The sequence below is a fragment of the Alcaligenes sp. GCM10023179 genome, from assembly GCF_042653705.1.
Classification (GTDB): domain Bacteria; phylum Pseudomonadota; class Gammaproteobacteria; order Burkholderiales; family Burkholderiaceae_B; genus Alcaligenes; species Alcaligenes phenolicus.
On the sequence record NZ_JBHSIQ010000002.1, the window covers coordinates 420,524 to 442,534 of the forward strand.

General features: G+C 57.8%; 17 protein-coding genes. 1 reads left to right on the plus strand and 16 read right to left on the minus strand.

The genetic code is table 11. The annotated features are described in order from the left end of the window. Window positions 1–2: 2 nt before the first annotated feature. Window positions 3–2,729 (minus strand): preprotein translocase subunit SecA, encoded by a 2,727-nt coding sequence (gene secA / locus ACFPDR_RS11295; RefSeq protein ID WP_009455031.1) that lies wholly within the window; start codon window positions 2,727–2,729, stop codon window positions 3–5. A gap of 119 nt (window positions 2,730–2,848) precedes the next feature. Further along, window positions 2,849–3,781 (minus strand): M23 family metallopeptidase, encoded by a 933-nt coding sequence (locus ACFPDR_RS11300; protein ID WP_035271071.1) that lies wholly within the window; start codon window positions 3,779–3,781, stop codon window positions 2,849–2,851. Window positions 3,782–3,799: 18 nt separating this feature from the next. Between ACFPDR_RS11300 and ACFPDR_RS11305 the strand changes: the two genes are divergently transcribed. Then, entirely contained in the window at window positions 3,800–4,282 is a 483-nt protein-coding gene (locus ACFPDR_RS11305; protein WP_115634326.1) for a DciA family protein, read from the plus strand. Window positions 4,283–4,315: 33 nt separating this feature from the next. Here ACFPDR_RS11305 and lpxC read toward each other — a convergent pair whose 3' ends face one another. From lpxC to rsmH, 14 genes are all read right to left on the minus strand, one after another. After that, window positions 4,316–5,239, minus strand: a complete 924-nt coding sequence (gene lpxC / locus ACFPDR_RS11310) for a UDP-3-O-acyl-N-acetylglucosamine deacetylase (protein ID WP_026485180.1) — start codon at window positions 5,237–5,239, stop codon at window positions 4,316–4,318. Window positions 5,240–5,449: 210 nt separating this feature from the next. Continuing rightward, window positions 5,450–6,616, minus strand: a complete 1,167-nt coding sequence (ftsZ, locus tag ACFPDR_RS11315) for a cell division protein FtsZ (RefSeq protein WP_035271073.1) — start codon at window positions 6,614–6,616, stop codon at window positions 5,450–5,452. Window positions 6,617–6,787: 171 nt separating this feature from the next. Further along, the gene (gene ftsA / locus ACFPDR_RS11320) at window positions 6,788–8,014 is read right to left on the minus strand and encodes a cell division protein FtsA (protein WP_009455039.1); all 1,227 of its coding nucleotides are present in this window, start codon (window positions 8,012–8,014) and stop codon (window positions 6,788–6,790) included. Window positions 8,015–8,021: 7 nt separating this feature from the next. Then, the gene (locus ACFPDR_RS11325) at window positions 8,022–8,813 is read right to left on the minus strand and encodes a cell division protein FtsQ/DivIB (protein ID WP_009455041.1); all 792 of its coding nucleotides are present in this window, start codon (window positions 8,811–8,813) and stop codon (window positions 8,022–8,024) included. Between the two features lie 17 nt (window positions 8,814–8,830). Continuing rightward, the gene (locus ACFPDR_RS11330; protein WP_321387261.1) at window positions 8,831–9,781 is read right to left on the minus strand and encodes a D-alanine--D-alanine ligase; all 951 of its coding nucleotides are present in this window, start codon (window positions 9,779–9,781) and stop codon (window positions 8,831–8,833) included. Next, window positions 9,778–11,184: a UDP-N-acetylmuramate--L-alanine ligase gene (gene murC, locus ACFPDR_RS11335; RefSeq protein ID WP_239055172.1), complete on the minus strand. Its 1,407-nt coding sequence runs from the start codon at window positions 11,182–11,184 to the stop codon at window positions 9,778–9,780. The genes ACFPDR_RS11330 and murC overlap by 4 nt, the downstream gene beginning before the upstream one ends. Then, a complete protein-coding gene (murG, locus tag ACFPDR_RS11340) occupies window positions 11,181–12,254 on the minus strand; it encodes an undecaprenyldiphospho-muramoylpentapeptide beta-N-acetylglucosaminyltransferase (RefSeq protein WP_239055171.1) in 1,074 nt (357 codons plus the stop codon). Before murG ends, murC begins: the two co-directional genes overlap by 4 nt. Further along, complete coding sequence (gene ftsW, locus ACFPDR_RS11345; protein WP_022983452.1) at window positions 12,251–13,444, minus strand: putative lipid II flippase FtsW; 1,194 nt, start codon at window positions 13,442–13,444, stop codon at window positions 12,251–12,253. The genes murG and ftsW overlap by 4 nt, the downstream gene beginning before the upstream one ends. Then, window positions 13,441–14,970, minus strand: a complete 1,530-nt coding sequence (murD, locus tag ACFPDR_RS11350) for a UDP-N-acetylmuramoyl-L-alanine--D-glutamate ligase (protein WP_376911142.1) — start codon at window positions 14,968–14,970, stop codon at window positions 13,441–13,443. Before murD ends, ftsW begins: the two co-directional genes overlap by 4 nt. Continuing rightward, window positions 14,967–16,139, minus strand: a complete 1,173-nt coding sequence (gene mraY / locus ACFPDR_RS11355) for a phospho-N-acetylmuramoyl-pentapeptide-transferase (RefSeq protein WP_035271084.1) — start codon at window positions 16,137–16,139, stop codon at window positions 14,967–14,969. The genes murD and mraY overlap by 4 nt, the downstream gene beginning before the upstream one ends. Further along, window positions 16,129–18,906 (minus strand): bifunctional UDP-N-acetylmuramoyl-L-alanyl-D-glutamate--2,6-diaminopimelate ligase MurE/UDP-N-acetylmuramoyl-tripeptide--D-alanyl-D-alanine ligase MurF, encoded by a 2,778-nt coding sequence (gene murF, locus ACFPDR_RS11360; protein ID WP_266108113.1) that lies wholly within the window; start codon window positions 18,904–18,906, stop codon window positions 16,129–16,131. The genes mraY and murF overlap by 11 nt, the downstream gene beginning before the upstream one ends. After that, window positions 18,903–20,642: a peptidoglycan D,D-transpeptidase FtsI family protein gene (locus ACFPDR_RS11365; protein ID WP_035271088.1), complete on the minus strand. Its 1,740-nt coding sequence runs from the start codon at window positions 20,640–20,642 to the stop codon at window positions 18,903–18,905. The genes murF and ACFPDR_RS11365 overlap by 4 nt, the downstream gene beginning before the upstream one ends. Beyond that, the gene (gene ftsL / locus ACFPDR_RS11370; protein WP_009455049.1) at window positions 20,639–20,941 is read right to left on the minus strand and encodes a cell division protein FtsL; all 303 of its coding nucleotides are present in this window, start codon (window positions 20,939–20,941) and stop codon (window positions 20,639–20,641) included. Before ftsL ends, ACFPDR_RS11365 begins: the two co-directional genes overlap by 4 nt. After that, entirely contained in the window at window positions 20,938–22,008 is a 1,071-nt protein-coding gene (rsmH, locus tag ACFPDR_RS11375; protein WP_376911143.1) for a 16S rRNA (cytosine(1402)-N(4))-methyltransferase RsmH, read from the minus strand. Before rsmH ends, ftsL begins: the two co-directional genes overlap by 4 nt. Window positions 22,009–22,011: the final 3 nt, after the last annotated feature.

Consider the following 22,011-nt stretch of genomic DNA (forward strand, 5'->3'; position numbering starts at 1 on the left):
AATCAATTCAAGCGGCCATGGCACTGCTTGTATTTCTTGCCGCTGCCGCATGGGCAAGGATCGTTACGGCCCACGCGTGGCACTTCGCCCTTGGCCGCTTCGTCCAGACCGGGATCTTCACCGCTCAAGGCAGCATCGTAGTCCGAATGATGGAAACGGACATTGGAGTTGGCAGGAACCTCAACCGCGGCTTCCTCGACCTGCTCCGGAGTCTGAATACGCACGGTCATCAGCACTTTGACCACTTCATCACGCACACGGTCCAGCATGTCGGAGAACAGCTCGAAAGCTTCGCGCTTGTATTCCTGTTTGGGGTCTTTCTGGGCATAACCGCGCAGATGAATCCCCTGACGCAGGTGATCCAGGGCCTGCAAATGGCCACGCCATTGCGTATCAATGGACTGCAAGAGCACGGAACGCTCGAAATTGCCCCAGTTAGGCTGACCAACCAGATCAATCTTGGCTTGCAGCAGACGCTGGGATTCTTCGATAACGCGATCATGCAAGTCATCGTCGGTCAGATTGGACTCTTTCTCCAGCATTTCAGCCAAAGGCAGCTCAATCTGGAAGGTGCTCTGCAAAGCGGTGGTCAAGCCGGGAATATCCCATTGCTCTTCCATGGTGTCTTGCGGCACGTATTCACGGAACAGACGGCTAACGGCGGCTTCGCGCAGGCTGCTGATGGTGTCGGAAATATCAGCCGACTCCAGCACTTCATTACGCTGAGCATAGATCACCTTGCGCTGATCGTTGGCCACGTCGTCATACTGCAGCAGCTGTTTACGAATATCGAAGTTGCGGGCCTCGACCTTGCGCTGAGCGGATTCGATGGAACGAGTCACCATGCGGGCTTCGATAGGCTCGCCTTCAGGCAAACGCAGACGCTCCATGATGGCGCGCACACGATCACCGGCGAAGATGCGCATCAGCGAATCTTCCAGCGACAGGTAGAAACGCGAGGAACCTGGGTCACCCTGGCGACCGGCACGACCACGCAGCTGGTTGTCAATACGGCGGGATTCGTGACGCTCGGTACCAATAATGCGCAAACCACCAGCCTGTTTGACCTGCTGGTTCAGCGGTTCCCAAGCAGCACGAATAGCCTGGATCTTGGCTTCTTTTTGCTCGGCACTCAGGGACTCGTCTTCACGCACCTGAGAAATTGCACGTTCGATGCTGCCACCCAAGACAATGTCCGTACCACGACCGGCCATATTGGTGGCGATGGTCACGTGACCGGGCATACCAGCTTCAGCCACGATGTCGGCTTCACGGGCGTGTTGCTTGGCGTTCAGTACCTCGTGCTTGACGCCAGCGGCATTCAGGCGTGTGGAGATCAGCTCGGAGTTTTCAATGCTGGTGGTACCCACCAGTACAGGCTGACCACGTTCGTGGCAGTCCTGAATGTCTTTCAGAATGGCATTGAACTTCTCGTCATCGGTTTTGAAGACCTGGTCGTTCTGATCCTTACGGGCCAGCGGACGATTCGGTGGAATGATGACGGTTTCAAGACTATAGATTTCCTGGAACTCATAGGCTTCGGTATCGGCCGTACCCGTCATGCCCGACAGCTTGTCGTACATACGGAAGTAGTTCTGGAAAGTAATCGACGCCAGCGTCTGGTTTTCGTTCTGGATGCGAACGCCTTCCTTGGCTTCCACAGCCTGGTGCAAGCCATCCGACCAGCGGCGACCAGCCATCAAACGGCCGGTAAATTCGTCCACAATCACCACTTCGCCGTCCTGGACCACGTATTGCTGATCGCGGAAGAACAGGTTGTGGGCGCGCAGGGCGACCATCAGGTGGTGCATCAGGGAAATGTGGCGTGGCTCGTACAGCGACTCGCCTTCGGGAAGCAAACCGATTTCGGTCAGGATCTGCTCGGCACGTTCGTGACCGGCTTCGGAAATATGAACCTGCTGGCCCTTTTCATCGACCCAGAAGTCGCCTTCGGGCTCGGGCTCGTGTGGACGAGGCTCTTGCGTCATGCGGGTCAGCATGGGCGGGACCACGTTCATGCGCACGTACAGCTCGGTATTGTCTTCGGCCTGGCCGGAGATGATCAGCGGTGTACGGGCTTCGTCGATCAGGATGGAGTCAACTTCGTCGACAATCGCGTAGGACAAACCGCGCTGGCGGCGATCCTCGGCGCGGTATTCCATATTGTCACGCAGGTAGTCAAAACCAAATTCGTTGTTGGTACCGTAGGTAATGTCAGCCTGATAGGCAGCAATCTTCTCGGCATTGTCTTGCTGGGGAACTACGACGCCCACGCTCAGACCCAGGAAGTTGTACAGACGCCCCATCCAGTTCGCATCGCGTCGAGCCAGGTAATCGTTGACGGTCACCACGTGCACGCCTTTACCGGACAGTGCATTCAGGTACACGGCCAAGGTCGCAGTCAGGGTTTTACCCTCACCCGTACGCATTTCGGAAATCTTGCCGTTGTGCAAGGCAATGGCACCGAGCATCTGCACGTCAAAGTGGCGCATGCCAAATACACGGACACCCGCCTCGCGCACTACAGCAAAAGCCTCGGGCAGGAGCGAGTTAAGCGAGGCGCCATCCTGAACACGTTGGCGCAGCTCCTGCGTCTTGGCTGCCAAGGCCTCGTCACTCAGGCCCTGAATAGTAGGCTCAAGAGCATTAATCTGGGCGACCTGCTTACGGTACTGTTTGAGCAATCGGTCGTTACGACTGCCAATAAGCTTTTTCAGCAATGAAACCATTCTTGTGTCGTCAATGTAGGCGAGGCCGCAAGGGCTTGAATCTGTGCCTCGAGCCTATCTCTGGTTAAAAGGGATGCGCAAGCAAACAATCAGTTTAACGCACATGCTGCAAGACGGAACTACTTGTCCGAATCCAATTGCGCGACTTGCTGCTCTACGTACTCACGCGCCGGCAGAAAAAGCTTGGGATCCAGGGCATGTCCGGCCATGCGCACTTCAAAGTGCAGGTGTGAGCCTGTGGACTGCCCGGTAGATCCGACACGGGCGATCAACTGCCCTTTTTCTACTACGTCGCCTAATTTAACAACGATTGATGAGGCATGGGCGTATCGCGTGCTCATGCCATTGCCGTGATTGATTTCCACCAGCTTGCCGTAACCTGTCATATAGCGGGCTTCCGATACCACCCCACCGGATGCGGCATAGATAGGCGTCCCCTTGGGCGCTGGAAAGTCCAGGCCTTCGTGCAAGGCATGACGGCCCGAGATCGGGTGACGACGCCAGCCAAAGGAAGAAGCTACCTCGTCATAGTCCACCGGACGGTAATTGGGCAGACGGGCTTCGTTGCCGGTACGCTCGGTCAGCACGGAATCCAGCATCTGAAACCAGTCCTGTTGCTCGGACATCTGTTTGGCCAGATTATCCAGCTGCTCGCCCAGGCGGTCGGCGTTCCAGACCAGGTCGGCTCCATCCATGCTGTCCATGACGGCCAGATCCTGCACGGGCATGGCACCGGCCAGCTCCGGATCGGTGTACTCAATGCCGGCCGCCTTGGCCACGCGCTTGCTGACACCGTCCATCTCGATCAGTTTGGCCTGCAAACCGCCGACTTTTTCGGCCAGGCGGGTCACGTTGTCCTGCATGGCAGCGGCCTGGCTCTGGGCCATATCCGCGTCCAGCGACACGCCACCGCGTTCACCCCAGTGCGACTGCACCAGAGCTCCCGCCGCTGCGGAAACACCCAGCGATACCAAAGCCACCAGGGCGATCACCGTACGGCGCACCCCTTTGGCTTTGGCATCTAAGGACGTATAGTCTTTATGTTGATCCACTATCGTATAACCTCGAACATGACCTGGAAGCCCCCTTTTTCCTCATCCGCGCCAAAACGCAGTAGCGGGCAAAGCCACGCTTTGGGTTGGCTGGCCAGCGACCAGCAAGGTTCCCAGGTACTGGAAATGGCCCGGCAGCTGATGGCGGCGCAGACCCATGTAAGCAAAGCCTTGCCACCTGCTTTGGGCAAGGCTTGTAAAGTAGCCCGTATAGACAGACAGCAATTGACGCTGGCAGTTCCCAGCGCCGCACATGCGGCCAAGCTGCGTCAGCTGTTGCCCACTGTCACACGGCAGATGAATGCCGCTGGCTGGAACATTAGCGAGGCGCTGGTGCACGTGCAAGCCCATTTGTTTGCAGCTGTGACAGAAAAGCCCGCACGCCAGGTACAAGTCCTGGACGAACGGGCCTTGGAATCATTTGAAAAGCTGCATGACTCATTGCCGCAAGGTCCCTTGGCGCAAGCCATCGAACGCTTGTTGCGTCATCATCGCGGCTAAGCAAAGCACCAGGATCGGGCCCCTAAGCAAGTATCAAGCGAATTTCCACTCGCTGGAAAAAGCGTGGGGTGCACTGGCAGCCGACTCGAAAGTCACCAGCTCCCAACTATCCTGGGCGGCCAGCAAGGCACGCGCCAGCTGGTTATTCAAACCATGGCCGGATTTGCACGCCACATAGCGTGCAATCAGGGGGTGGCCAATCAGGTACAAGTCGCCAATAGCATCCAGAATCTTGTGCTTGACGAACTCGTCCTCGTAACGCAGACCGTCGCTGTTCAGGACACGGTACTCGTCCATGACAATGGCATTGTCCAAACTGCCGCCACGGGCCAGACCGGCCGCACGCAAAGCTTCCACTTCGCTGGCGAACCCGAAGGTGCGCGCACGTGAAATAGTCTTCACGTACGAGTCATGCGCAAAATCCACCTCGGCAAAATTGGCCGTTGCATCAATGGCCGGGTGGTGAAAATCGATAGAAAACTGAAGGGCAAAGCCTTCGTAGGGCTCCAGACGGGCCCACTTGATGTCCTGCCCCTCGCCTTCAGAGACTTCGATGGGTTTGAGGACACGCAAAAACTTCTTGGCGGCTTCCTGCTCCTGCAAGCCCGCCGAACGCAACAAATAAACGAATGTGCCGGCGCTGCCATCCATGATGGGCACTTCTTCAGCCGTCAGGTCCACGTGCAGATTATCAATGCCCAGGCCAGCGATGGCCGACATCAAATGCTCGACGGTTGAAACCCGAACATTATCCTTGATCAGCACCGAAGCCATACGCGTACCACCGACCTTGTCTGCCTGCGCGGGCAAATCCACGATTTCGGGCAGATCGATACGGTGAAACACAATACCCGTGTCAGGCGCAGCAGGGCGCAGTGTCAGTTCGACACGACGACCAGAGTGCAAGCCGACTCCTTTGGTACTGATGACATTCTTGATGGTGCGCTGACGAAGCATGGCTGTTCTTGTATTTGTAAAGTGTTGTTCGCAAAGACTATTGTAACCGTAATACGGGTTATCCACTATACGCTTTCTAAAAACATAAGCAATTGTCAAGCGTCAAACACCACGACACAACAAAGCACTTACGCCCCCTGAGCGCGAACGCCCAGGGGGAGTCGTGGGAGAAATCAAATTGGCGACTCGGGTAATCGCCGAACCTGATTTTTAATCAGCCTGCTTGCGCAAGAACGCCGGAATGTCGAAGTGATCCATACCGGCAGTCTCCAGTGCACGCACCTGAGCCGAAGCCTGGCTGCGTGGATTGCGGATGACGGCAGGCACGTCGGCGTTGGCGTAATCCGCACCGATGACAGGCATGTTGTCCGTACCTGTACGTAACACTTCTTCGTTGTTTTGTACCAACTGTGGGCGCGCTTGCTTGCGACCCAAGCCGGTAGCCACAACGGTCACGCGCAGGCTGTCGCCCATGGACTCATCGTAAGCGGTACCAAAGATAACGGTGGCGTCTTCTGCAGCGTAGCCACGGATGGTGTCCATGATTTCGCGCGTTTCGCGCATCTTCAGGGACGACGAAGAGGTGATGTTCACCAGCATGCCGCGGGCACCGTGCAGGTCCACACCTTCCAGCAATGGGCAAGCGATGGCACGCTCAGCCGCTTCACGAGCGCGGTTCGAGCCGGAAGCCACAGCGGTACCCATCATGGCCTGGCCTTGCTCGCCCATGATGGTTTTCACGTCTTCGAAGTCGACGTTCACGTTACCTTCAACATTGATGATCTCGGCAATACCCGCGCAGGCATTGTGCAAGACATCGTCAGCTGCCTTGAAGCAATCGGACTGTGTTGCGTCCTCATCCATCAAGTCGTACAGGTTTTCATTCAATACAACGATCAGGGAGTGAACGTGCTTGCTCAGCTCCTCGATCCCTTCTTCGGCCATGCGCAGACGGCGATTGCCTTCAAAGGAGAAAGGTTTGGTGACGACACCCACGGTCAAAATGCCCAATTCCTTGGCCACTTCAGCCACAACGGGGCTGGCACCCGTACCGGTGCCACCGCCCATACCGGCTGTAATAAACACCATGTTGGCGCCGTTCAAGGCTGCGCGAATTTCTTCGCGAGCGGTTTCAGCGGCTGCACGGCCTTGGTCAGGCTTGGCACCGGCGCCCAGGCCGCTGCGGCCCAGACGAATCTGGATAGGTGCATCGCTGCTGGCCAGCGCCTGCGAATCGGTATTGGCGCAAATGAAATCAACGCCCTGAACACCAGAGTTGATCATATGCGTCACAGCGTTACCGCCTGCGCCGCCCACGCCCACGACCTTGATGACCGTGCCGCTACCGCTGGTATCTAACATTTCAAAGTTCATCATGATTGACTCCCACTCAAACACTTAATTAGTCAAGTTTCTACGTACTTCCCCGATACAACTGAAATTTGGAATCAGCTCAAAACATCTGCCAACCAAGGGGTTCGCACCCGGTTTGAACTGCCTCCTGGACCGCCCTTTCAGGCTGCCCGACCTGAGCGTCTTGCAACGCCCTTAATTCATGAACCATTCCTTCATACGGGCCATCAGACCTTTGACGCTGCCTTTTTGCTGAGCCACCTTGCGGCCACGAGCGCTTTGCAGGCGTGCTTCGGTCAACAAGCCCATCACGGTCGAAAAGCGTGGGTTGCGCATGACATCAGCCAAGCTACCTTCATAGCTGGGCACAGCAATACGCACAGGTTTCAGGAACACGTCCTCGGCCAGCTCCACGATGCCCGGCAACATGGCCGTACCACCAGTCAACACCACGCCCGAGGACAGCAAGTCTTCGTAGCCCGATTCGCGCAGGCTTTGCTGCACAAAGGTAAAAAGCTCTTCCACACGCGGCTCGATCACAGCACCCAGGGCCTGGCGCTTGACCTGGCGGTTGGGACGATCACCCAGCCCGGGCACTTCAATCATTTCTTCCGGATGGGCCAGCGATTGCTTGGCCACACCAAAACGCAGCTTGATCTCTTCCGCATCCGGCGTAGGGGTGCGCAACATGGCGGCAATGTCGCTGGTGATCTGGTCGCCCGCGATCGGGATCACGTCGGTATGACGAATCGCACCGCCGGTGTAGATGGCGATATCGGTCGTACCGCCACCGATGTCCACCAGCACCACGCCCAGCTCTTTCTCGTCCGCCGTCAGGCAAGACAGGCTGGAGGCCAGAGGCTGCAAAATCAGGTCCTGTACTTCCAGGCCACAACGACGCACACACTTGACGATGTTCTGCGCCGCGCTGACGGCACCGGTCACAATGTGTACCCGCACTTCCAGACGCAGACCGCTCATGCCTATGGGTTCGCGAATATCTTCTTGCGAATCCACGATGAACTCCTGTGTCAGCACGTGCAGCACTTGCTGGTCGGTGGGGATGTTCACGGCCTTGGCCGTTTCAATCACGCGTGCCACATCGGTCGCCGTGACTTCCTTGTCTTTCACCGCCACCATGCCACTGGAGTTAAAGCTGGTGATGTGGCTGCCTGCAATTCCGGTGTAGACCTCACGGATCTTGCAATCGGCCATCAACTCCGCCTCTTCCAAAGCGCGCTGGATGGAATTGACTGTCGTCTCGATATTGACGACCACCCCTTTGCGCATGCCCTGGGATTCATGCTGTCCCAGACCAAGCACTTCAAACCGGCCTTCCGGCAGCACTTCGGCCACCACCGCAACCACTTTGCTGGTGCCGATGTCCAATGCAACGATCAGGTCTTTGATGTCACGAGTCATATGTTCTTTACTTCACAGGGGTAGATGAAACCGGAGCCAGCGTTATCGCAAAGCCATTCGGGTAACGTAAGTCGGCACTTTGCAAAGCACGGTCGCCAAGCCGTTGCATCAAGGCAGGCCAAGCCTGCACAAATCGTTCAACACGTACCGCAAAGGGCAATGCACCTTTACGACCGTGCGGGTCGGCAATATCAGCAGCCGGGTCACGCCCCAGGCTTAGCTGCATGCCGTTGGACAACACTACATCCCAGGCGTAGCGCGGGCTCAGCGTCACTTCACTGACCTGTACATCCAGCGGCCCAAACCAGCGTGCCAGCTCGGCATACCGTTGCACCACCAGACGCTCCGAATTCGGAGGACCGCTTAGCTGGGGTAAATCCACGTCATCAGGCACCACGGCTTTATTGGCCGAAAATGATTCACCCCAGGTGTTGATCATTTCGTCTTCGTTCCAATAGGCCAGCGGCTGCTGTTCTTCAATCCGTACCGACAAGCTATTGGGCCAAACGCGGCGGATCTGCGCGCGACGTACCCAAGGAGCCGTTTCAATCAGGGCGCGGGACTTGTCCAGATCTACTGTGAAGAAGTTGCCTTGCAGGCGACCGGCAATCGTGGCTTTCACCCCTTCAGGAGTCACATAGGCCAGACGCTCGCCTTGCGAGGACTCGATCTGAATGCGTTCGATATTGAAGTACGGACGACGCACAGCCCAAACCACAACACTGATCACCAATGCCGATACCGCTAGCAAAGCCAGCGTATTGGCGATCAGGTTGGTCAGACGTGCATCGGAAAACATGAGTCAGGCTCCCCGTTCTATAGGCTGCGAGCAATGGCCTGCACCTTGCAGCGCGCCGTTGCCAAAATGTTCACGCACAACTGGGCGTAGCTGGTGCCCTCTGCTTTGGCTGCCATGGGCACCAAAGAGTGGCTGGTCATGCCCGGAGAGGTATTCATCTCCAGCAGCCAGGGGCGGTTTTGCTCGTCCAGCATGAAATCGGCACGGCCCCAGCCCTCGCAGCCCAGTGCATTGAACGCACGGACGGACAGATCCTGGATATGTGCCGTCAATTCAGGCGACAGATCTGCAGGACAGAAGTACTGGGTTTCGTCCGAGTAATACTTGTGTTCAAAGTCGTAATTGCCTTGTGGGGCCACAATATCGATCACGGGCAAGGCACGTGCCTGGGCGCCCACGCCGATGATGGGTACAGTCAATTCGCGACCACGAATGAATTGCTCAGCCAGCACGACCGTGTCGTAATGCATGGCGGTTTCAAAGGCGGCAACAGCCTCCTCGGCGCGATCCACACGCACTACCCCCACGGTGGAACCTTCATGGGGCGGCTTCATGATCAGGGGCACGCCCAGACGTTCAACCGCAGCGGCAACCCGGCTGACATGATCCAGTTGCGCAAAACCGGGAGTGGGCAAACCCAGGTGCTGCCAGATGTGCTTGGTCATGATCTTGTCCATGGCCAGGCCGGAGGCCATCACACCGCTGCCGGTGTAAGGAATGCCCATCCACTCCAAAGCACCCTGCAAGGTGCCGTCTTCGCCGTAACGACCATGCAAAGCAATAAACACGCGGTCAAAACCGGCCTGAGCCAGTTCGGTCAGTCCTTTCTCGCCCATATCGAACAAATGCGCATCCACGCCCATGCTGCACAGCGCTTCATGCACGCCTGCGCCAGACATCAAGGACACTTCACGTTCGGCGGACTTGCCGCCGTACAACACGCCGACCCGACCAAAATCCGCTGTCATGCCATTTCTCCCAATTGAGCAGGGATCCGGCTGATGGACCCTGCACCCATTACCAACACCACATCGCCGTCACGGACAAAGTCCAGAACGGCTTGTGCCATATCGCTGATTTCGGCCACGAAAATGGGTTCGACCTTGCCGAGCACACGCACTGCGCGACTCAAGGCACGGCCATCGGCGGCCACAAGGGGAGCCTCACCGGCGGGATAGACCTCTCCAAGGAGGACCGCATCGGCCTGGCTAAGTACCTGCACGAAATCTTCAAAGCAATCACGGGTGCGTGTGTAGCGGTGCGGCTGGAATGCCAGCACGATGCGGCGATCAGGCCAAGCACCACGTGCGGCCGCCAAGGTAGCAGCCATTTCGACAGGATGGTGACCATAATCGTCAACAACGGTAAACGTGCCACCACCTTGCTCCTGGGAAACCGGGAAGTCACCCACCATGGAGAAGCGGCGCCCCACGCCGGTGAACTCTTTCAGGCCACGGGCTATGACCTCGTCACTGACACCCAGCTCAGTGGCAACCGCAATGGCAGCCAAGGCATTGAGTACATTGTGCTTTCCGGGCAGATTCAGGCACACGGACAGCAGGGGAAGATCGCCTGTGGCCCCTTTGCGCTGCACATCAAAACACATGGTGGTGCCACGGCTTTCGATGTTGATCGCGCGGACCTGGGCATCTGTATCAATGCCGTAAGTCGTGACAGGACGCGATACAAAAGGAATGATTTCGCGCACATTCGCATCGTCGTTGCACACGATGGCGCTACCGTAAAACGGCAGGCGGTGCGTGAAGTCGATGAAGGCGCTTTTCAGTCGGGCAACGTCATGACCATAGGTGTCCATATGGTCGACGTCGATATTGGTGATGATGGCCATCACCGGCAACAGGTTCAGGAAAGAAGCATCAGACTCATCCGCTTCCACCACGATGTAATCGCCCTGCCCCAAGCGGGCATTGGCACCGGCCGAATTCAGGCGACCACCGATCACAAAGGTCGGGTCCAGATCAGCCGCGCCCAGCAGGCTGGCTACCAGGCTGGTGGTGGTGGTCTTGCCGTGCGTACCAGCCACGGCAATGCCGCGCTTCAAGCGCATCAGCTCGGCCAGCATCAGGGCACGTGGCACCACCGGAATGCGGGCGGCACGCGCGGCCAGCACTTCGGGGTTGTCACCCGCAATGGCGGTGGAGGTGACGATAGCGCCCATGCCAGCGACGTTTTCGGCTTTATGGCCGATCACGATACGAGCACCCAGCTGCTCCAGGCGACGAGTTACCGCCGTTTCCTGAATATCCGAGCCACTGATGGCAAAGCCCAGGTTCAGCATGACTTCGGCAATGCCGCTCATGCCCGAGCCGCCAATCCCTACAAAATGAATATGTTGAATGCGGTGTTTCATCCCACCCTCCTTGCCGCCTGCTGACATGCTTCGGCAATCTGCTGCGTGGCATTCAACTGTGCATGTTCTTGCGCGTGGCTGGCCACACGACTTAATTCTTCACGGTTCAGTCCTTGCAACCACTGCGCAAGCCACTGAGCCGTCAACTCCGATTGTTTCTTGAGCCACGCACCCGAGCATTCGCTCAGGTAGCGGGCGTTGGCTGTCTGGTGATCGTCAATCGCGTGTGGCAGCGGCACGAACAGAGCTGCTACGCCGATTGCAGCCACTTCAGCTACCGTCATGGCACCGGCGCGACAAATCAGCACATCGGCCTCTTTCATGGCCTGCGCCATATCGCCAATAAAGGCCTTGCAGTCGGCCTGCACCTGATTGTCTGCGTAGCTTTGCTGCAAGCTTTCCAGATGCTGCTGGCCGGACTGATGGGTTAGATGCGGACGCTGATCGGCAGGGATCAGCGCCATGGCCTCAGGCACCACTTTGTTCAGCGCGGCGGCCCCCAGGCTGCCCCCCACCACCAGAATGCGTAGCGGTCCGCTGCGTTTGGCATAACGCTCGGCAGCCGGACCTTGGCCTACGAAGGCATCGCGCACCGGGTTGCCCACAGTTACTGCACCAGGCAAGGCACCGGGGAAGCCGGTCAACACACTGGTCGCCATTTTGGCCAGGTAGCGATTCGCCGTACCGGCCACCGCATTTTGCTCGTGCACTACCAGCGGGCGGCGCGACACAAAAGACATCAGGCCACCGGGGAAAGCCACGTAGCCGCCCATACCCAGTACCACATCCGGCTTGGCTTCCTGCAGGCAGCGATGCGCCTGCCAGCAGGCACGGATCAAAGTAAAGGGTAAAGAGAGCAATGCCTTCACGCCTTTGCCTCGTAGTCCGGAAAATCGCAGAGGCAGCATTTTAATCCCATGCTGTGGGACCAAGCTACCTTCCATGCGCTCGGGATGACCCAGCCACAACACTTGCCAGCCGCGTTGCTGCATGGCTTCAGCCACGGCCAGCCCGGGCATGATGTGCCCGCCTGTACCGCCTGCCATGATCAGGATGGTTGGAGTGCTCATGTGCGCTTACCTCGCATCATTTGCCGATTCTCAAAATCCACCCGCAGCAACAAGGCAAAAGCCACCAGATTCATCACAATGCCCGAACCACCGTAACTGACCAAAGGCAAGGTCAGACCCTTGGTAGGCAACAAACCCAGCACCACACCTATATTGATAAAAGCCTGCACGCCGAACCACAGCGCCACACCTTGAGCGACGACACCGCTGAACAAGCGATCCATGGCGCAGGCCTGACGACCAATATTGAAGCTGCGCCATACGACAAAGCCAAAGGTCAGGATCAGGGCGGCCACGCCAACAAAGCCCAGCTCTTCACCAATTACCGCGACGATGAAGTCGGTGTGGGCTTCAGGCAGGTAATGCAGTTTTTCCACGCTGGAACCCAGACCCACGCCAAACCATTCGCCTCGGCCCAAAGCAATCAGCGAGTGCGACAACTGATAGGCACTGCCATAAGCATTGTCAGGATTCCAGGGGTCCAGATACACGAACAAACGTTCACGACGCCACGGTGAGAGCCAGATCAGCAAAAGGAAGCTGCTGACCATAATGCCCAGCAAGGCAGAGAACAACTTGCCGTTAATTCCGCCAATGAACAAAATGCCCACCGCAATGGCCACAATGACCATGAAGGCGCCCAAGTCAGGCTCCATCAACAGCAACACACCAACCAGACCCAGGGCCACCGCCATAGGCAGGAAACCCCGAATAAAGGTATGCAGATGCTGCTGCTTGCGCACGGTGTAATCAGCGGCATACAGAACCATGGCTACTTTCATCAGCTCCGAAGGCTGGAAGTTGATGATGCCCAAAGGCAACCAGCGACGTGCACCGTTTACTTCACGGCCAATGCCGGGAACCAGCACCACCAGCAGCAAGAAAATAGCCAGAGCAAACAGAGGCACGGCCAACTTCTGCCACACACGCAGCGGCACGGTTGCGGTAAACATGGCCAGCACCACACCCACCACAATGAACAAGGCGTGGCGAATTACAAAGTAGTAACGACCGTAGCTTTCATAGCGCGGTCCGTCTGCCAAAGCGATCGAGGCCGAATACACCATCAGCAAACCAAACAGGGTCAGCATCAGTGTGGCGGCCAGCAAGGGGCGATCAAACGCAGGCAATGCCGTGCGTCCGGGACGTACGGCATTGACACCCGAGGTCAGCTCAGCAAACAGACTCATGCCGGCTCTCCTCTATCCAGTGCCATCTCGGTCACGGCGGCGACAAAACACATGCCGCGATGGTGATAGCTTTTGAACATATCCATGCTGGCGCAGGCCGGAGACAGCAAGACCACATCGCCCGAACGCGCCTGCTCGGCAGCAGCTTGCACAGCGGCTTCCAGACCCTCGCAGAAACGATGACGGACATCATGAGCGTCCAGAACAGAGGCAATCAGCTTGGCGTCCTGCCCAATCAAAAACACTTCGGCCACATTCGAGGCAGCCGCAACGGCCAGCGGCTCAAAATCCTGGCCTTTGCCCAAACCACCGGCAATCAGCCAGACACGCTGATCAAACCCGCGCAAGGCGGCAACAGTCGCGCCGACATTAGTACCTTTGCTGTCATCCAGATATTGAACACCGTCCATCACACGCACCAGTTCGACACGGTGCGGCTCCCCTTGATAGGTGCGCAGACCATTGAGCAACTCAGCCCAACCCAGACCAAGACAACGAGCCAGCAACAAGGCTGCTTGGGCATTCAAGGCGTTGTGACGCCCCTTGATCTGCAAAGCCTCAACCGGCATCAAGCGTTTCAAGCCACCTTTACCGCGCACGGCAGGCTCAGCCGGTGCATTACGTTTTTTCAGGCCTGTGGCCGGCAGTTCAAAATCGGTAGGCTCATTGGCCACCAACCACTGCATGCCGCCATCCGTCAGCAAGCCCATATCGCCCAGCAAAGCGGGCTGGTCCAAACCGAAGCTGCGCACCGACTCTTGGCTGGCATCGGGAATCATGGCCATAACGGCTGGATCATCACGATTGACCAAGGCCACATCACACATGCTGTACATGCGCTGCTTGGACTCGACGTAAGCGTCCATACCGCCGTGCCAGTCCAGATGATCCTGCGAAATATTCAGTACAACGCCAGCATCCGCCTGCAAGCTAAAAGTGCTATCCAGCTGGAAGCTGGACAACTCCAGCACCCAGACCTGCGGCAAGGCATTGTTTTCCAGAGCGTCGCACAGGGCGGTCAGCGCAGCAGGGCTGATATTGCCCACCGCCAGTGCAGAAACACCTGCCTGCTCCAGCAAGTGGCGCGTCATGGCCGTGACGGTAGTCTTGCCATTGGTGCCGGTAATGGCCACCACACGGCTTTCATGGCCTTGATCAGCCAGATCTTTCAAGGCACGGGCAAATAGCTCGATCTCGCCAATGACTTCGATTCCACGATCTCGTGCCTGGCTTAAAAATGCGGCCAGAGCAGGATCCAGGGGCGACAAGCCGGGGCTGATCACCAGGGTATGCACGTCGTTCAGGCTATCGGCCTGCAGGGCGTTTTGCCCCAGACGCGTATCCAGAGCCGAGCTGCTCAGGGCCTGAAGCTTGTCCAGACCCTGTACGTTTTCACGCGTATCCGCCAAACGAATGCTGGCCCCCTGGGCCAAAGACCAGCGAGCCGCAGCAAAGCCTGTCTCGCCTAACCCCAGGATAAGCATGAGACCGTCTTTACGGATCGAAGGAAAACTCAACGCATTCATCGCAATTTCAATGTAGACAGACCGACCATGACCAGCATCATGGTGATGATCCAGAAGCGAACCACCACCTGTGTTTCTTTCCAGCCGCCAACTTCAAAATGATGGTGCAGCGGCGCCATACGGAACATTCGTCTGCCCTGCCCGTAGCGTTTCTTGGTGTACTTGAACCAGGTCACCTGCAGCATCACCGACAAGGTTTCCACCACAAACACGCCACCCATAATGAACAGCACGATTTCCTGGCGAACGATCACCGCGATCGTGCCCAGCGCACCGCCCAGGGCCAGCGCACCCACATCACCCATGAACACTTGAGCGGGATAGGCGTTGAACCACAAAAAGGCCAGACCCGCACCGGCAATGGCTGCACAGATCACCATCAACTCGCCCGCGCCGGGGATATAGGGGAACAAGAGATATTTGGAGTAGTCGACCCGGCCAACCACGTAGGCAAAAATGCCCAGGGCAGCGCCCACCAGCACGGTAGGCATGATGGCCAGACCGTCCAGGCCGTCCGTCAGGTTGACGGCGTTGCTGGAGCCAACAATCACTGCCCAGGTCAGTACCACAAAGCCCAGCACCCCCAGCGGGTAGCTGACGGACTTGAAGAACGGCACAATCAGGTCAGCCTGCGTAGGCAGGGGCATGGTGAAGCCGCTCAAGACCCACTCTTTGAACAAGGGCCACAGCTCAGTATTGGCAGGCACCGAAACGGCAAAGCTCAGGTACACGGCCGCAACGATACCGATCAAGGCTTGCCAGAAAAATTTCTGACGCGAGGACATGCCTTCGGGGTCACGATTGACGACTTTCTTGTAGTCGTCTGCCCAACCAATCCAGCCAAAACCAAAAGTCACCAGCAGAACAACCCACACAAAACGGTTGGTCCAGTCTGCCCACAACAAGGTACTGATACCGATAGAAATCAGGATCAGGACACCGCCCATGGTGGGCGTGCCGTTCTTTTGCAAATGCGATTCCGGACCGTAAGCGCGGACAGCCTGACCAATCTTCAGTTCGGTCAGCTTGCGAATCACCCAGGGTCCTGCCAACAAGCCAATTGCCAGCGCGGTGGCGCTGGCCAAAATAGCACGCAGGGTGATGTACTCAAACACCCCAAAGGCGCGAATATGATCGTCCGATAGCCAACGTGCCAGTTCAAGAAGCATGAGTGGCCCCTTCATTATGGGAGAAGTGGTTTTCCAGGGCGGCAACCACACGCTCCATACGGGCGCTGCGCGAACCCTTGATCAACACATGGGATGGCTCCAGGGCCAGCAGATAAGCCACCATGTCTTCCAAAGTCTCGAATTGATGCGCACGCGCACCAAAAGCCTGGGCAGCATGGCTGGCATCGCCACCCAAGGTCAGCAATTCATCCATGCCACGCTCTTTGGCGTAGGCACCCACTTCAGCATGCAATTCGGAGCTGTTATCACCGATCTCGGCCATATTGCCCAGCACCAGCACCTTGCGGCCTTTCAGCTGTGCCAGCACATCAATGGCAGCACGTACCGAATCCGGGTTGGCGTTGTAGGTGTCGTCAATCAACTGGTAACCGGAAGACAGTTGCTTGGGCTGCATACGGCCCGTGACAGGACGGAAGCTTTCCAGACCCTGCACAATCGCGCTCAACGGCGCACCGGCGGCATGAGCGCAAGCAGCAGCGGCCAAGGCATTGCGCAGGTTGTGGATACCGGGGCTGTTCAAGGTCAGGGCAGCAGACTGGCCTGCCACATGCAACACAAAACGGGTTTGAGCTGGCTCGACAAACATATCGGCCGCAAAGACCGTTTCCTGACCGCTCAGGCCAAAACGCAATACGGGACGCTGACCAGCCTGCTCAGCCCACATGGCGCTGAAGGCATCATCATCAGGAATCACCAGCGCACCATCTTGTGGCAGCGCGTCAATCACGGCACCGTTTTCACGAGCCACTGCTTCCACACTGTGCATGAACTCCTGGTGTTCACGCTGTGCGTTATTGATCAGGGCAATCGTGGGGCGAGCCATGGACGCCAGCACGGCAATCTCACCGGGGTGGTTCATGCCCATTTCCAGAACGGCGGCTTTGTGCTCGGAGCTCAAACGCAGGATGGACAGGGGTACGCCCAGATCGTTGTTCAAATTACCGCGAGTTGCCAAGCTTTCTGCTTCGCCCAACCAGGCGCGCAAGATCGCGGCAATCATTTCCTTGGTCGTGGTCTTGCCATTGCTGCCGGTCACGCCGATGACAGGGATGTCAAAGCGCGAGCGCCACTCGGTCGCCAAGGTCATCAGCGCACGACGCGTATCGCCCAGCACAATTTGTGGCAGTTCGACGTCGGCATCACGCTGAGCCACGAGGGCCGCCACAGCGCCCTGCTCTTTCGCTTTTTCCAGATAGCGATGACCATCGAACTGCTCGCCGCTCAGGGCCAGGAACACATCACCTTTGCTCAGGCTGCGGGAATCGGTGCTCAAACGCACGCCACGCAACCACAGCAAGGCGGCTTTGGCCCAGTCGGAATCGTCAAACACAGAGCGCTCGCCCTGCACTTCCTGGTAGGTTTCGTGGCCCTTACCGGCCAGCAAAACAATATCTTCAGGGCTGGCAGCCCAGATCGAAGACAGGATGGCGCGAGCCCGATCCATTTGCACGGCCGGCGCCTCAGGCATACCAGCCACGATCTGACGAATGATTTCGGCAGGATCTTCAAAACGCGGGTTGTCGGTCGTGACCAGAACGCTGTCAGCCAGACGAGCCGCCACTTCACCCATAATGGGGCGCTTGGCCGTGTCGCGGTTACCGCCGCAACCAAATACGCAAATCAGCTTGCCGCCACGTACGCTGGCCACTTCACGCAAGGCTTGCAGGGCGCGTTCCAGTGCATCGGCAGTATGAGCGTAATCCACCACGACCAAAGGCAAGGGCTGACGACCTGCGGTGCTCTTGGGCGTCACAATTTGCAAACGACCAGGCACGGACTCCAGCTTGTCCATGATGCGGGCGATCTTGGACACAGGCCAACCCACTTCTTGCAGTACACCCGCCACCAACAGAAGGTTGGCCACGTTATGCTCGCCCAGCAAGTGGGTCAAAATTTGTGCGGTGCCGTGAGCGGTCACCAGATTGAATACCTGGCCGTCGGCACCGGTATGCACGTCCTGAGCCAGCAAATCTACCTCGGGCTGGCTCATGGAGTAGGAAATCACACGGGCGGCCAGACCGGCCTGCATCAATTCACGGCCCGTTTCATCGTCAGCGTTCACGACGGCGCTACGCAGACCAGGCCAACTGAACAGGCGCAGCTTGGCCTGTTTGTACTCTTCCATGCTGTGGTGATAGTCCAGATGGTCATGCGTCAGATTGGTGAACCCGGCAATATCAATACGGACACCATCCAGACGGCCTTGCTCCAGACCAATGGACGAGGCTTCCAGGGCCACGGCATTGCCGCCTTGGGCGCGAATAGCAGCCAGGCTACGGTGTACGGTCAGCACGTCCGGCGTGGTCAGGACGCCACCCAGATTGGAGCCATCGGGCAAGGTCACGCCCAGCGTACCGATCGTGCCGCAAGGCACTTGGGAATGATTCAAGGCCGACGCCACCCACTGCACGGTGGACGTCTTGCCATTGGTGCCGGTCACCGCCACGACAGTCATGGCCTCGGAAGGACGGCCCCACCATTCGTGGGCCACTTCACCCAGCAAGGCACCCAGATTGGGAACCTGCAAAACAGGCACACCGGGATCAACTGTTTGATCGCCCCGCTCGCGCACAATGGCCACTGCACCTTGCTGCACAGCCTGAACTTCGTACTCACGACCATCACCCTGATGGCCGCGGCAGGCGAAAAACGCATCACCCGCCTTGATCTGGCGGGAATCCAAACACAGATTAGCCGTGGGCGCTACATGCTGCGCCAGCCACTCCAATATTGCTGCGGCGTTCATCGTACATTCTCCGCACCGGGGCCAACGGCCACCAGCGAATCTATGGGCGCATCAGGCTGGACACCTAGGCGTCGCAAGCTCCGGGCCACAATTTCTGAAAAAATCGGCGCGGCAATACGCCCGCCGTAATAATTGGAACTATGTGGTTCGTCGATCGTGACGGCCACCACAATGCGAGGGTCGGAGACAGGCGCGAAGCCGACAAAAGAGCCGCGATACAAGGACTTGCTGTAGCGACCATCCACAATCTTGCGGGCCGTACCGCTCTTGCCAGCGACGCGATAGCCTTGCACCTGAGCCAGACGGGCACCGGCGGGCCCCGCCGCGGCTTCCAGCATGGCGCGAACTTCCGCGGCCACTTTAGGGGTGTAAACCTGAACGCTGGCGGGCTTGCCTTCACGCTTGAGCAAAGTCATGGAAACCATGTCGCCATTACGCGCAAACGCCGTGTAGGCGTGGGCAATTTGCAGCAGGGAAACCGACAGGCCATAGCCATACGACATGGTGGCGCGCTCGATGGGACGCCAACGCTCCCAGGGGCGCAGTCTTCCACTGGCAATACCGGGAAAATCGGCCTGCGGAGAACGACCAAAACCCAGCTCGGTAAACTTGTTCCACATTTCCTGCGAAGTCAGGCGCTCGGAAATCATGGTCATGCCAATATTGCTGGACCGACGCAAAATACCGGCAGCATCCAGCATGCCATTGTTGCGACTAACGTCACTGATCACGCTACCTTGGTAGCGGTACTGACCATTGCCCGTGTTGAACTGGGTGGCGGTGGTGATGCGGTTGATATCCAGCGCCAGAGCCACGGTAAACGGCTTCATGATGGAACCGGGCTCAAAGGTGTCGGTCAAGGCACGGTTACGCAGGGCCGGACCCTTGCGATCATCCCGGTCATTGGGGTTGTAGGTAGGCAAGTTCACCAGGGCCAGAATCTCCCCGGTTTTCACGTCCATGACCACGGCCGCAGCGGCATTGGCCTTGACGTCTTCCATACCTTTTTTCAAGGCGGTGTACGCGTCGAACTGCAAGCCGGCATCAATGGACAAGTGCAAATCCTGACCGTGGGTAGGCGGGATAATGGCGCGCACGTCCTCCACCACACGTCCCAGACGGTCACGAATTACGCGGCGCGAACCGGGCGTGCCGGACAAGGCAGAGTTGAAGGCAAGCTCAATGCCCTCGATGCCCTGGTCTTCAATATTCGTAAAGCCCACAATGTGCGCCATGACATCCCCTTCGGGATAGAAACGACGCATTTCTTCTTGTTGGTGGATACCAGGGATTTTCAGTTCAGCGATTTGAGCCGCCACATCCACATCCACCTGACGCTTGATGTAGACGAAGTTACGATCTTCAACGGACAGACGACGCTCGATATCGGACTGCCCCATACCAAGGAGCTTGGCCAACTGACCGATCTGCTCGGGTTTGGCATTCCGAGCATCATCAGGAATAGCCCAGATGGCTTTGACAGGCACACTGGAGGCCAGCACCACAGAACCCGTACGATCAAAAACCTTGCCACGCATGGGCGGCAGCACCTGGGTGCGCTCGTAACGGCGCTCGCCTTGCTGCTGCAAAAATTCGGTAGACAGGCCCTGCAAATACAAAGCCTTGACGATCAGGGCGCCAAAACCCAGAAACAAGAGGACCAGCACCAAACGCGAGCGCCAGAATGGAATCTGGACGCTCAGGACGGGATTTTCGTGATAGCCGAATCGTTTCATGGCCGCCCTCCGGACTGCACCTGGGTCGAGCTCAGCTCACCCCCTTGCAAATAGAGAGTGCGCTCGGGAGAGCTCAACACCAGGCCCAATTCGTTGCGACCAATATCGTCCACGCGAGCGTTACGGGCCAGCTCGGCCCGTTCCAGTTGCAGACGACGCCAGTCCGTATCCAGTTCACCGGCTTTGGTGACCAGACGATCGGTTTGCACAAACAGCTCGCGCGCCTGATAGCGCGCCGTCACCAAAGAGATGGCCGAAAGCATCAACACCAAAGAGAGGGTGATGACCAGGCGCATCATCGGCGGCCTCGCTTGCCGGCGGGCTGTCGGCTATAGGCGGCCTGTTGCAACAGGCGCTCGCTGGCACTGCGCATCCAGTCCTGGGGGATGGGAGTGTCGGTGCGTTGCACCACACGTAATACCGCCGAGCGGGCTCGGGGGTTGTCGCCGGACTCCTCGTCGGTGGGCAAGATTCTGCCCAAAGACTGCACCAGAGGCTGGGGCAAGTCTTTTTCTAGGATAGGTAGACGTGACTGTTCCTGCGCGGGACGCGCAGCTGCGTTCATGAACTGTTTGACCATGCGGTCCTCCAGTGAATGAAATGCAATCACCGCAAGCCTGCCCCGAGTCGCCAATCGACTCAGAATTGACGGAAGCGCGTACGCGAGCTCTTCGAGCTCACGATTGAGGTAAATCCGTATAGCCTGGAAGGTCCTGGTTGCCGGATGTTGACCCTTTTCGCGCGTGCGGACGACACCGGCGACGAGCTCGGCGAGATCACGCGTTGTATGTAGCGGGCGGGATTGGCGGCGATCAACAATCGCCTTTGCAATCTGGAAAGCAAACCGTTCTTCGCCATATTCTGCAATGACCTCCTTTAAAACCTCTACGCTGACCTCGGCCAGCCACTGTTCAGCGGTCAAACCACCGCTGGTATCCATGCGCATGTCCAACGGACCTTCGCGCATAAAAGAGAAACCTCGTTCTGCGTCGTCGATTTGTGGCGAGGAAATGCCCAAATCCATCATGACGCCTTGCAATGGCCCCACATCCAGCTCGTCCAGAGCCTTGGCCAAATCACCAAAACCACTATGTACAACCGTCACACGGCTATCTTGTGCTGCCAGCTCCTGGGCCACGGCGATCGCTTGCGGATCCTTGTCGATCACGATCAGGCGCCCCTGGGGACTCAAGTGCGACAACAAGAGACGGCTGTGACCGCCACGACCAAAAGTGCAATCGACGTACACACCATCGACCAAACCCTGGATTTCGGGGTTTTGCGCCCAGCGCCGGGCCTCAAAGGACGGATCCACGAGGGCCGCCACCGTAGGCTCCAGCAGCACGGATCGATGTACCAGCGTCATGAC